Annotated in this window: 8 protein-coding genes; 6 read left to right on the forward strand and 2 right to left on the reverse strand. The window is 43.0% G+C overall.

Annotated elements, in window-relative coordinates; all coding sequences use genetic code 11:
• Nucleotides 1–2 precede the first annotated feature (2 nt).
• The 4 genes from ACLOAU_RS15105 to ACLOAU_RS15120 all read left to right on the forward strand — a co-directional run bounded on the left by ACLOAU_RS15105 (nt 3) and on the right by ACLOAU_RS15120 (nt 7,779).
• The gene (locus tag ACLOAU_RS15105) at nt 3–1,490 is read left to right on the forward strand and encodes a phosphodiester glycosidase family protein (RefSeq protein ID WP_427862729.1); all 1,488 of its coding nucleotides are present in this window, start codon (nt 3–5) and stop codon (nt 1,488–1,490) included.
• A gap of 170 nt (nt 1,491–1,660) precedes the next feature.
• Nucleotides 1,661–4,810, forward strand: coding sequence for a glycosyl hydrolase (locus tag ACLOAU_RS15110; RefSeq protein WP_427862730.1), 3,150 nt, complete (start codon nt 1,661–1,663; stop codon nt 4,808–4,810).
• 28 nt (nt 4,811–4,838) lie between these two features.
• Entirely contained in the window at nt 4,839–6,575 is a 1,737-nt protein-coding gene (locus ACLOAU_RS15115) for an alpha-L-rhamnosidase-related protein (RefSeq protein ID WP_427862731.1), read from the forward strand.
• A gap of 28 nt (nt 6,576–6,603) precedes the next feature.
• On the forward strand, nt 6,604–7,779 hold the full coding sequence (locus ACLOAU_RS15120) for a glycosyltransferase WbsX family protein (protein ID WP_427862732.1): 1,176 nt from the start codon (nt 6,604–6,606) through the stop codon (nt 7,777–7,779).
• Nucleotides 7,780–8,154: 375 nt separating this feature from the next.
• Here the strand turns inward: ACLOAU_RS15120 and ACLOAU_RS15125 are convergent, their stop codons facing one another.
• Both ACLOAU_RS15125 and ACLOAU_RS15130 read right to left on the reverse strand, forming a co-directional pair.
• A complete protein-coding gene (locus ACLOAU_RS15125; protein ID WP_427862733.1) occupies nt 8,155–8,769 on the reverse strand; it encodes a response regulator in 615 nt (204 codons plus the stop codon).
• A gap of 23 nt (nt 8,770–8,792) precedes the next feature.
• Nucleotides 8,793–10,736, reverse strand: a complete 1,944-nt coding sequence (locus ACLOAU_RS15130; RefSeq protein WP_427862734.1) for a sensor histidine kinase — start codon at nt 10,734–10,736, stop codon at nt 8,793–8,795.
• A 328-nt stretch (nt 10,737–11,064) separates the two neighbouring features.
• On the opposite strand from ACLOAU_RS15130, the gene ACLOAU_RS15135 reads away from it, so the two are divergent.
• Both ACLOAU_RS15135 and ACLOAU_RS15140 read left to right on the forward strand, forming a co-directional pair.
• A complete protein-coding gene (locus tag ACLOAU_RS15135; protein WP_427862735.1) occupies nt 11,065–12,273 on the forward strand; it encodes a LamG domain-containing protein in 1,209 nt (402 codons plus the stop codon).
• Between the two features lie 141 nt (nt 12,274–12,414).
• Nucleotides 12,415–13,611, forward strand: coding sequence for a hypothetical protein (locus tag ACLOAU_RS15140; RefSeq protein ID WP_427862736.1), 1,197 nt, complete (start codon nt 12,415–12,417; stop codon nt 13,609–13,611).
• Nucleotides 13,612–13,686 lie beyond the last annotated feature (75 nt).

Genomic DNA, 13,686 nt, shown 5'->3' on the forward strand with positions numbered 1-13,686 from the left:
CTATGGCTATTAAAGGAATTACTAAAAAATGGGTGATCGTATTTTTCGCTGCCGCTATGTCTCAGTTTTCCGCCTGTGAAAAAAAATCGAACGGAACTGCAGATGGTGCAATATCCAGGGTTTTGGTAAAATCAGGGTATAAAAGAGTTCAGGTTTCTTTTGGTATAGCTAATAGCAAGGCCTCTGCCTTTTTAGTCACACACAGCGCTTCATCTGAAGTGATCCGGGTGAATGCTTCACAGGCAGTTAACGACTCAATTACCTTCTTTATAGAGAACCTCAACCAGGGCTACTATACATTTAAAGTGGAAGCGGTCAGAGGAGATGGCAGCATTATTGGTGGGGCCCATATAGTTAATGGAAGAACTTATGGAGAGGGTCACGTTGCCGGTTTGGCTGCTGTTGCTGCTGCCGACCTTGTGTTTATCAGGAATGAAACTCCTTACCTTACATGGACCCGATCCCTTCCAACCGATTTCATTGGTACTGAAGTATACTATACCACTGTTTCCAATCAAACAACCAGTATTCGTTCCTATATAGCGGATGGCGTTTCTGTTTTACCCGGGTATAAAGACCGTACGGCGTTTGAATATCGTTCCATGTACTTACCGGCCAATAGTATTGACACATTTTTCTCAGCACCCATTAAAACCGCTGCTCCGGCCTATTTCGCAAGCCTCGCTAATAAGTATATTATAGAAAAATCGGGTATGGTAAGCGAAGTAACAGAACAATCAAGAACAAAACTTCATAACCACGTTGAATACTCGACATTAAGATTTAAGACGGGAACAGGAAGTCCGCAAAGTCTGTTTATAATAGCAGCTGATTTAAGTAAGGGCAACCTGGGACTCAGTACATTAATGCCGGATAACGCTACTGCATTTAAAACACAAACGGTAAAGCAGATGGCGCAAAAGCGGACAGAGGCCGGTCAGAAGGTTCTTGCCGCTGTAAACGGAGATTTTTTCGATTGGACTCCAATTGAGGGTAGACCTTGGGGACCAGTGGTCGTAGAAGGCAATGTGATCAAGAACTTTCTAAAAGCCGGTATTAATTCATCTTATATTGGTGTAAGAAAAGACGGCAGTTTAGCCTTGGGCATGGCGTCCGCATTAACGGCTGCAGATTATACCGGTTTTCAGAACCTGGTGGGTGCAGGTGAAACCGTCCTGTACTTAAATAAAACGAGAAAAATTTATAATGACACAGACCGGCATCCCAGAACTATGACAGGATTTACAGACGATCGAATGCTGTATCTAATAGTGGTAGACGGGCGTAGAAACGACTACTCCATCGGCATGACCCTCGATGAACTTTCCAAAATAATAGGCAGTCTTAATGTAAGTTTTGCAACCAACCTGGATGGCGGAGGATCGAGTACCATGGTTGTGAACCAGAATAATGGCCTGGCGGTAACGAACCGCTTTTCTGATGCCACAGAGAGAGCGATTGCTAATTCCATTGCGATTGTAGAAAAGTAATTAATGTTTTTCAAAGTTTAAAATATCTAAACAGAATAACTGATCCTAATAAAATTATTTTATTTGTTAAACACCCAATAATAACGATGAGACTTGGCCCTTTTTTTATTCTAGTGTTTTTTATCTGGCTATTGCCATCCTGTAGCGGCGTTAAAAAAACAAATACAAGCTTGACGAGTATCGAAGATATTTTTAAACGAGCACCTGATTCTATTCAAACCAGTGTTTACTGGTATTGGATATCCGACCATATTTCTAAAGAGGGGGTTATTAAAGATCTTAAAGCAATGAAAGCCGTTGGAATCAACCGGGCCTTTATTGGTAATATAGGGCTGAGTGATCTGCCCGGGAGCGCCTATGGTAAAGTGAAAATATTTTCTGAAGCCTGGTGGAATATTTTACATGCCGCTTTAAAAACAGCTACCGAGCTAGATATAGAAGTTGGTATTTTCAACAGCCCGGGCTGGAGTCAGTCGGGTGGGCCATGGGTAAAGCCAAACCAGGCAATGCGCTACCTGGCAGTAGCAGATACAATAATTAGTGGTGGCCGTAAACTGGCGCTAAACCTCCCCGTTCCGCACAAAGATTTTCAACCGGTGCAGACTTTAGCCTTTCGTACTCCCAAAGATCATGGTATAAGCATTGCCGATTTCAATCCTAAACTAAGGTCTAATAAGCCGGGTTTAGAAGCGTACCATATTTTGGATAAAAATACAGGTACTGGCATTGATCTGGAAAAGAGCAGTGAAACAGAAATAATAATAGATGTCACAAAACCATTCACGGCACGTAGTCTCGTTGTAACGCCGATGAAGAAAAATATGATTTTTGACGTACTTCTCGAAGTGAAAAAGGGAAATACTTTTATTCCTGTAAAGTCCTTCAGGTTGAACAGGATTAATAATAACCTGAACGTAGGATTTGAGCAATTTGCCCCTGTTTCAGTATCGTTTAATGCCGTGGAGGGCAATACATTTAGATTAGTGTTTAAGCATATTGAGGGTGAATCAGGAGTAGCCGAAGTGGCTCTTGCAACAGCTCCGGTAGTTGAAAATTATAAAGAGAAGATACTGGCCAGGATGCATACTACGCCGCTTCCTTACTGGCACGACTATCAATGGGAGCGCCAGGCAGAAATATCAGATCCCGGATATTTGATTAACCCACAGGAGGTGATCAATCTCGCCACACAGGTAGATAAGAAAGGCCAACTAGTGTGGGATATGCCTGCTGGCGAATGGATGATCTTACATACAGGAATGGTGCCCACCGGTGTTACTAATAGTCCGGCGAGTCCCGAAGGGACAGGACTGGAGATTGACAAAATGAACTACCAACATGTGCTGGCTCATTTCGATGCTTTTTTAGGCGAGATATTAAGAAGGATACCTAAAGAGGACAGGAGATCTTTTAAGGTAGCGGTGCAGGACAGTTATGAAACAGGCGGCCAAAATTGGACGGATGGATTTATTGATAAGTTTAAAAAAATATATCGCTATGATCCTGTACCATTCCTTCCCGTATTTCATGGGTTGGTCGTAGGCAGCCAAAGCCAGTCAGATCGCTTTCTCTGGGATCTTCGACGGCTGGTGGCTGACAAAGTCGCTTATGAGTATGTAGGTGGTTTGAGGAATATCAGTCATAAGCATGGGTTAACCATTTGGTTGGAGAGTTATGGACATTGGGGCTTTCCCGGCGAGTTTCTGCAATATGGAGGCCAGTCAGATGAGATCGGAGGTGAGTTCTGGAGTGAAGGAGAGTTGGGCAATATAGAGAACAGGGCAGCAGCTTCTGCAGCTCATATCTATGGTAAAACCAAGGTTTCAGCGGAGTCCTTTACTGCAGCCGGAAATACTTTTGGTCGCTACCCGGCGCTCTTTAAAGAAAGAGGGGATCGCTTTTTCGCCGAAGGTATCAATAACACTTTATTGCACGTATATATTCACCAGCCTTATGAAGATAGCTTACCTGGAATGAATGCCTGGTTTGGCAATGAGTTCAACCGAAATAATACCTGGTTTTACAATATGGGCGGGTTTATATCCTATTTAAAACGAAGCAACTTTATGCTGCAGCAGGGGCGTTATGTTGCAGATGTGGCTTATTTTATAGGTGAAGATGCCCCTAAAATGACAGGCGTTCAGGATCCGGCAATTCCCAAAGGATATGCTTTTGATTATATTAATGCAGAAGTTATATTAAACCGGCTTACTATGAAAGACGGACGCTTTACACTTCCTGACGGGTTATCTTACAAGGTATTGGTGTTGCCTAAATTAGAAACCATGCGGCCCGAAGTATTGCGCCAAATTGAAAAGCTGGTAAAGGAGGGTGGCGTGGTGCTGGGACCTAAGCCACAACGGGCTCCGGGTTTGGCAAATTACTTACAGGCCGACAAGGAAGTACAACGTATTGCGGCGGATATGTGGAAGGGGATAGATGGAAAAGCCACCCTGGAAAACCGCTATGGCTCAGGATTAGTACTGGACGGATTATCGTTGGAAGCTGTAATGGAACGACTGTCCATGAAGGCTGATGTAACATTAAAGGAAAAAGATTCTGTAACATATCTGCATCGTACACTGCCCGATGGGGAGATTTATTTTATAGCGAACCAGTCCGATCAGAAAATATCATTCATACCCCAATTCAGGGTTTCCGGTAAACTGCCCGAGCTTTGGGACGCTGTTACAGGTACTACAAGACCTTTACCGGAATTTAATGATAATGGTAAACAAACTGCCGTTCCACTTCAATTAGATAAACTGGAAAGTGCCTTTATTCTCTTTCGCAACGCAAAATCTGCAAAGAATAGCGGCCGCCTTAATTTCCCCGAGCCGGTGCAGGTAATACCGGTTACGGGTACCTGGGATGTTTTGCTGGAAAGCCCCGTCAGCAATAAGGTTAACATAAAAATGAATGAATTGATGGATTGGTCTAAGCATAAAGACCCCGCTGTTAAGTATTTCTCAGGCGCTGCCACCTACACTATTGCATTACCTCAAATAAGGGTCAAAGAAAAACAGCAGGTATTCCTGGATTTGGGTGATCTGGTGGCTACCGCCACTGTAAGCATCAACGGAAAGAAAATCGGCAATGTCTGGACTCCACCTTACAGGTTAGAGGTTTCCGATCATCTTAAAGCAACAGGTAACGTATTAACGGTGACAGTAGTGAACACCTGGGTCAATCGTTTAATTGGCGATCTCAATTTACCCGAAGAAAAGCGTAAAACCTGGACTATGGTTAATCCTTATACTAAGAATAGTCTTCTACATCTATCAGGACTATTAGGTCCTGTAAAACTTCAGGTGTATTAGTTCCCATAGTAAAAACTAAATTTTTGTAATGAGAAAAGTATTGTTTTATTTGATTTTGTGGAGTGGTTTGTGCCCGTTATGTGTAAGTGGTTTTGCTCAACAGGGCGGCACCAGTCAAAAAATAAAAAGCCCTATTACCCGGGAATATATATATCCCACAAGAGTTGTATGGCAAAAAGGAGAGGTGGCTCACGCGGAGCAGTTATCTGAAAAGGGAATTGGCCAGGCCAGTCTGAACAATTCGAATATTGTTATTCTCAAAAGTAAAAACTCAGACACGGCAAGTATTTTACTTGATTTCGGCAAAGAACTGCACGGTGCTCTTGAAATAATAACAGGCATGTGGCCTGCACCTAACCGAGCCCGAACTATCCGGGTGCGTTTTGGAGAGTCCGTAAGTGAAGCGATGGCAGAACTAGGTGAACATGGTTCCACTAACGATCATGCCATGCGTGATTTTAACCTGATGTTACCCTGGCTGGGTAAAGCGCAAACCGGGGAGTCCGGATTCAGGTTTGTACGGATAGATTTATTGGATAAGGATGCCGTATTACAGTTAAAAGAGGTACGCGCCATATCCACCTACAGGGATATCCCTTACCTGGGCTCTTTTAAAAGTAGTGATGAGCGTCTTAACAAGATATGGGAAACGGGAGCTTATACTGTGCATTTAAACATGCAGGACTACCTGTGGGATGGTATCAAGCGCGACAGGCTGGTTTGGGTGGGCGATCTGCATCCCGAAGTGTCTACGGTGAATACGGTTTTTGGTTATAATGAAGTAGTACCTAAAAGTCTTGATCTCGCACGTAATACCACACCGTTACCTGGCTGGATGAGCGGCATTAGTACCTACTCTATGTGGTGGATCATTCTTCATTATGACTGGTATATGCAGCATGGTAATTTAAGTTACCTGAAGGAGCAAAAGGATTACTTACAGGGTCTTTTAAAACAAATTGTAAGCAAGGTGCATGACGGAAAAGAAAAAATGGATGGGCATCGTTTTCTGGATTGGCCTTCAAGCAAAGATACAGTTGCCATTCATGCAGGCTTACAGGCAATGACCATCTGGAGCCTGGAAAAAGGTGCCGAACTAAGCTTGATTATTGGCGATGATGAAACGGCAGCATTATGTAAGGAAACTGTATCCCGGCTTAGGTCGGTAATACCCTCACATAACAATAGCAAGCAGGCAGCCGCCTTGCTAGCCCTAACAGGCATACTCGATCCACAAACAGCTTATAACGATGTGTTATCGGCAGGCGGAGCCAAAAACTTTTCTACTTTCTATGGTTATTATATGCTGGAAGCCATGGCTAAAGCAGGAAAATACCAGGAAGCGCTGGAAATTATCTCTACTTACTGGGGAGCTATGCTGGACCTGGGCGCTACCACTTTCTGGGAAGATTTTAATATGGACTGGTTACAGAATGCAGGACGTATTGACGAGATCACGCCGCCAGGTAAGGTGGATATCCATGCAGCCTACGGAGACTACTGTTATGTGGGTCATCGTCACAGTTTTTGTCATGGCTGGGCTTCAGGACCAACAGTATGGCTGTCGCAACATGTGCTGGGAATTCAGCTGGCTGGTCCCGGTGGAAAAACGTTCCGCGTCAAACCCAACCTGGGAAACCTGTCTTTTGCAGAAGGTACTTATCCCACTTCGCTCGGACCTATTTATGTAAAACATACAAAAAATAATAAGGGCAAAGTGATCAGTATAGTAAAAGCGCCCAAAGGAATCCGCATTTTAAAATAAATTACCTATCCTTTTTATTATTGTCAACATGCCCCGATCAGTAAAAATACAATTTCAGTTAAGCTGGCTTTTGGCGCTGCTCTTCACTCATATCGATATATCTGCTCAGAAGTATGATGTTGCTGCATTTTATTGGCCTGCCTATCATTACGAACCGCGTATTGAATTTCTCTTTCCTGAGAAAAAGGGAGAATGGGAAATTATTTATAAGTCGAAGCCCAAAGAGCCCGGCCATCTGCAACCGAAAGTGCCGGTATGGGGTTACCAGGACGAAGCGAATCCGCGCGAAATGAATAAGAAAATAACTGCAGCGGTAGAGCATGGAGTAAACACGTTTATCTTCGACTGGTATTGGTATGAGCGAAAGCCCTTCCTGGAAAGCTGTTTGAATGATGGCTTTTTAAAAGCCAATAAAGGACGCATGAAGTTTTACATCATGTGGGCCAATCATGATGCTACCAGCTATTGGGACACCCGAAATCCGAGGAAGGACTCTGTTGTCTGGAAAGGAGGGGTGAACCGGGCTGAGTTTGATAAAGTTACCGACCGTATTATCGCCCGTTATTTTAAAAATCCTTCCTATTATAAAATCGATGGAAAACCGGTCTTTTGCCTATACGAATTACAAACCTTAATAGATGGCCTGGGAGGCGCGGAACCTACCCGCCTCGCTCTCGATGATTTTCGAAGGAAGGTCAGGGTAGCAGGTTTTCCGGGACTTCATTTGCAGGGTATTTTATGGTCCGCCTTGCCGGCCAACATAAATGGTGTGCCAGGCGATAAGATCCAAACACAAGATAAGGTACTGTCTTTTTTCGGTTTCAACAGTATTACTAATTACTGCTGGGCACATTTACAAAACCCCGAAGGGGACTATGAAAAATGGGCAGACGCTTCCACTAACATGTGGACCAACTTTACCCGTGATTTTTCCATCCCTTACTTTCCCAATCTGACAATTGGCTGGGACGCAAATCCGCGTTATCCATTCAAAGCAGGGTATATTACTAATCCTGCTCCTGAAAAATTTGAAAAATATCTGAGGAAGGCAAAAGCTTTTGTTGATCAGCACCCGAAACAACCGCGGCTGGTTACCATTAATGCCTGGAACGAATGGTCGGAAGGCAGCTATCTTGAACCGGATACTACTCATAATATGAAATATCTCGAAGCGGTAAAGCGCGTTTTTGGTTCGCAGAAATAGTTATCTACTCTCCACCTGGCCCCTTGTTGTTTGCTATAATACTTGTTGTTTACATTAATCCACAAGCGGGTTAATGATAGATCCGGCTATATTGGCCGGATTTTTATTTACCCCGCCTCTTCGGAGGGGATTATTGTTTCAAAATACCTGGCAAATATTTTCATTTTTGATTGGTACAAAATAAAACTGGTACAGAATCAACCGCTCTCTGATTTCATCCTGTCTATTTTTGTCGCCGATACGAATTAATTGCTTGTTAAACAATTATTGCCCGCATTGCTCGGCTTGCCATAGCTCTTTAAAGGATTGAATTGCTTCCGGGATCACTGAGATGGAGATGAACGGTAATGGTGTAGGCTTCAACTTCAGTAATGCTTATATTATTCCCTGCCGGATGGCCTTGCTGATAAGGATTGCCGTATTTTTCGCATCAAATTTTTCCAGAAGGCTTTTTCGGTGCGTATTTACAGTGGGGATGCTGATAAAAAGCTGTCCGGCTATTTCTGCATTGGTAAGTCCTGCCGCAATCAGCCGCAACACTTCTTTTTCACGTCTGGTTACCAGGGGCATTTCCTTACCCGTTTCTTTCATTGATACAGCGGCTTCGGGGCTAAAATAGGTTTTTCCGGTCAATACAACCCGGATAGCCTCCAGCACTTCTTCCTTGTCTGCATTTTTCAATATATAACCGGAGGCGCCGTTATCCATCATATTTCTGATGATTGCCTGCTGGTTAAAAGTACTGAGACCCAGTACAAAAACGGCAGGGTATAGCAACTTTACTTCTTTACAAAGATCGGTGCCGCTCTTGTCCGGCAAGCTGATGTCCATAAGCAATACATCCGGTTGTTGCTGTTTCAGAAAACTGAGGCAGGAGGCTGCATTGGCGGCATGCCCGAGCCAATCAATGTTTTTTTCATGCTGCAACAGAGAGCGGATACCCTCTATTACCATATAATGATCATCTACTATAAACACGCCTGCTTTCATAATTGAGGTTTTCGGGGACAATATCAAATATTAACTTCAATCAGGACGGATGTGCCTTTACCTGGTTCTGAATGTACATCAATTTTTCCTTTCAGAAAATCAACCCGGTTTTGAATGTTGTTCCATCCCATACCTTTTGCTGCGGTAAGCTGGTTTTTATCAAATCCTTTCCCATCGTCTTCTACGGTAACTGTCAGCAGCTTTTCCTGTATCGATATATGAAGCTGTACCAGTACATTTTGCGCACCGGAATGTTTTACGGAATTGTGTACCAGCTCCTGTATGATACGATAAATAGTAACAGAAATGGTTGGGTCGATGCCGGCATCACCAGCCCCCACAGACTGATAGCTGACCTGTACCGCGCCACTTCGATCTATTTCATTGCAAAATTCCTGCAACGCTACATTTATACCGTATTTTACCAACACCTCAGGCATCATGTTATGCGCTATCCGGCGCATCTCCTTAATACTGCTGTCCAGCATGTCAATGCTGCGTTCAAAGGCCTGTGCATTGTCGGGCGTTAGTAGCAGATTACCTTTCACATTGCTTAGGGAAAATTTAACACCACTCAGCATGCCACCCAGTCCATCGTGCAGGTCTTTTGCCAGGCGGGTACGTTCCCTTTCTTCTCCTTTTAGCACCGCTTCCGTGGCAGTGAGTTGTTTTTCGGTTTCCAGTTCATCAATTTTTGACTGTTGCAGCTTTTGCCGGTGTTTGTAGTTGCGGTAAGCGAGCAACGAAATAATGAGCAAACCAGCTGCACAGGCAATCAAAAAATAATTAAGAATGTGTTGCTGCTTTAACTGCGATTGCTGCAGCTTTATTTGAGTCTCTTTTTTTTCGGTTTCAAATTTCTTTTCGATGGAAATAGTTTTTTGCTGCAATTCATCGCCTCTTATTTCGTTTTCCAACAATTGAATTTTATCTTTTAATTTTTCACCATCTTCAATGTCGTGCTGCGCATAAAGTATAGACGACAGCACTTGCATAGACTCGTACCGGTCATATTTTGTTCCCAGGCTATCTGCAAGGGCTAGGGATGCCGTACAAGATTCCTTTGCCTTATCAAATTCTTTTTTTAAAAAATAATAGAGTGCCATGCCCCGCAATGCTACTAACTGGCCCTGCGGGTCAGCTAATTGTCTTGCTTTTATAAGTGCCTTTTCGTAATAGGGTTTCATTTGATCAGCATCATACTTATGAAAGTAAATATTTCCAATACCCAAAAGACAGGCAATTTCACCCGATACAAAATTTATTTTTTGTGAAATGGCTAGCGCCTCTTTGTAACAGATAAATGCTGAATCGGGAAAATTATTACTTTGATAACTATTAGCAAGATTAAGCAAACACCGGCCCAGGTCAATACTGTCTCCCGAGGCCCTTAGCTCATTTGCCGCCAGTTTTCCGTATTGCAGGGCATGTGTATACTGCCCTATATTTTGATAAACAAGTTGCTTCATTTCATACATTCTGGCAAGAAGGTATTGGTTCCCCATGTCTTCAAAATACCTGCCGGCAGCTTCGTAGTAATAGATGGCGCTATCATATTCACTTAAATAATTAAAGCTGTTGCCAATGTTAGCCAATGTTCTTGCAAGTAACGATTTGTCATTAAGTTCTTTTGCAATTTGAAAAGATTGTTTGTTGAGCACTAAAGCACTATCAAACGTACCCTTCACATTCAATATGCCCGTATAGCTGGCGATATATTTGATGATGCCTCTTTTATAATGCAGCTGCCTGCTTAGCTTGCCCGCCGTCAGGTAATATTTCCCTGCAGTTTCTGGATTCTCTGGCTCATACTGGTTGCCGATATCTAAGTAAAGTTGCACTTTTACTGTATCATCTTTTGTCGCGGATAATAATTTTAATAAGCTGTCTTTATTCAGTGTTTGTGCATTGCTATCTGCGATAACGCATAGCAAATACATCATTTTTAAAAATATTTTTTTTCTCATTCGATAAAGGTTATGTGCTATTATGCCTTTTCGCCGTTTGCAAATTATGAATGTGTGTTACAGCTTTTTCTCATCTTTTTTAATGATTTTTTGAGCGTATGTTTCAAAAATCATCTTTTTTAATGATTGCCACGGCCTGCTAGTAAATCTACTTTTACACCAGTCATTAAAGCTATAATAATTAACAACAAATCCTCAAAAATAAAACCGGCATTTCTTGAACTGGTAATAAGGAAGCTCAAAGTCTGGTATCCGTGTGAATTACTGGTATCGGTACATTGCCCATAACAATCAATTTGAATTCTTAACGCTATAAAATATGCAACAAATGAAACGCGCCTTTAAATTTTTTAGTCAATATCAAAACCATTATATAATAGGCTGTATTCCGGTATTTTTTTTTCTGATGTTCAGAGTTTCTTCATTACACGCACAAAACCTTAATGACAGCCTTTTACTTTATTTGCCGTTCAATGGCAATGCGAATGATGCGAGTGGTAATGGAAATAACGGTGTCATATCCAATGCAACACCTACAACAGACAGGTTGGGTGTTGCAAATTCAGCCTATGATTTTAACGGCACGAACTCCTACATAGAGATGGCGCCAAGCGCTTCTCTTTCCAAAATATATACTGCTAACGAGGTAACCATTGCAGCCTGGATCAACATCCGGAATTGGTATAACAACTGGAATGTATTTGCTGTTTTTGAACAATATGATCCCGCTACCGATTGGGGGTCGGTACTTTTGGAGGCTAATTGGGCTTCGGGCGGTATTTTGTTTGAGTCGGGCTATAACACCAGCTATATTGGCTGCAATTATGCGTGGAGTTTCAATGAGTGGCACTACCTGGCTGTAACCTATAGCAAGCTTACGGACATCGCCAGATTTTATGTGGATGGTCATTTGCTTGAAGCTAAAGAATACCGGGAAGCCTTTAGCCCGGATCATGTAAATTCCTATGCTATTGGACGTAGCTTAAGTGGTCCTGATGAATACAGCGATGGTAAAATAGATGAGGTGCGCATCTATAATCGTGCCCTGAGCGATGCCGAGCTAATGACCCTGCCATCTGTTGGCGCAACCGGGCTGCCGGTAACCTTTGGCGCCGCTACAGCAATTGTTAAAGACAAAATCCTGTTAGTAAACTTTACCTGTCTGACAGAAAAAAATAATGACCGCTTTATCATTGAAGCATCGTCAGATGGTAAAAAGTTTAAAGAGATAGGAACAGTCAAATCCACTTCGGGCGATTCATATCTGCCGGCATCCTATAGCTTTAGTATGGATATTACCGGCTTAGGCATTACGGGATTGGGCTTGCTGGGTATTTTATTATTACCACTACAGAATAAATGCCGTTACCGGCTTGCAATTACAATGTTTGTGAGTGCGGTGATTTTTGTTTCGTGTACCAGGAGTTTAGCTGACATACAACCGGAATCCCACAGCAATATTTATATACGGATAACACAGGTAGACAAAGACGGCGTAACGGCCAGTAGCAGGATAATACAGGCGGTGGTTCATTAGGAAATTCTCTTTTTGGTGATTGACATCGCATCCGGCACGTACCATTTTACCCTGCAGAATTTAACAACACGAAATAGCTCAAATAAGCTGCTTACCAGAAGGAGCGGGGCTATTTCAGAGACCCCTTTAAAACATATACACATGAAAAAAGTATTTTACCTCCCGCTATTTACCAGCCTGCTTTTAGGGCCAACTTCCTGTAAAAAAAATATGATTGCTGATGATACGGAAGCAGCTACTACAGCTTCGGCTAAATTGGCAGCTACAAATAGTCTTTTGGTATTTAAACCAGACTCAACCAGGCAGCCAACCATTTTTACGAATAAGTCCCTCGAAGAAATGCGGGTTGCAGCCAAAACTGAACAGGAAGCTCTGGTAAAGAAGATATCAGAAATAGTAGCCCCGGTCACAGAAGACCTGCGTAAGCTTATGGAGGCATCACCAGACATGTATAAAGGCTACCAGGTTGCAATAAAAGCTATAGCGGATGCCAAAACCACCGACGAAAAAAAATTGAAAACTGAATATGTAATAAAAGCTTACTATCCTTTTATAAAAAAGATATGGGCAGAGGCAAAAGTTGATGAGCCTGGCTACCAGAAAAAAATAAAAGCGGTGTTCCCCTCGGATGTGCGTGAGTTAATTAAGTTTGATGAGTTTCTCCGGTTTCAGCTTGTTGTGCAAAAGCCGGTTCAGCCTTATTCACCCGGCGATGGTAGTCAGCCATCAACTCCAACGCCGCCGGTGTCTAAACCGGATGATCCCAATCCCTTTTTATGTGTCAACGATATTCCTACATCGTTCTTTCTCTTTGATGGTTACAGATCCGGTATCGGAACAGGATCGCACCACAGCGACCGAAACACAACAAGTATCGGCAATCCTTATTGCGGCATTGATACCAAAACAGATACACAAGGCCCGTGGGGTTCGCGTTCTGAAGTGGGCATCACACTCGATTCTTTTCCTATACCCGGAAGGTTTCCGCTCGATTCCCGGCGTTTGCAGAGTACCCTGGTGTATGATTGGGGCGGTTCTGCGTATACCACTTCGGTCTTAGGTACATCAGTGGCAAGCTACTATGAAACACCTTTTTTTGCTGATCAGTTGGCAAACTGGCGTAGCTCAAGAACTATTTGTGCTCCGGTTACCTTTGTTATGTTTTCCTTTTTAAGCGAAGACGCTTCCTTTAGCTCCTCCCTTAGTGTAAAACAGCCAGGGACGGTAATGGTTTTCGGATATGGCTCTGCCAACCTGAGTTCAGCTTCCGGAATCGCTTTTGCAGGTGCCACCAGCTATGCCGAAACTCTAAACTGGCGGGTCTGTGAAATGCCCTGATTAAAGAAAAGCCGTTCGTGCAAAAGGCCACTAATACGAAGGTTTCTATAGATATGCTAATGGCAAAATAAGCAG

This window comes from Paraniabella aurantiaca, assembly GCF_050309965.1.
GTDB lineage: Bacteria > Bacteroidota > Bacteroidia > Chitinophagales > Chitinophagaceae > Niabella.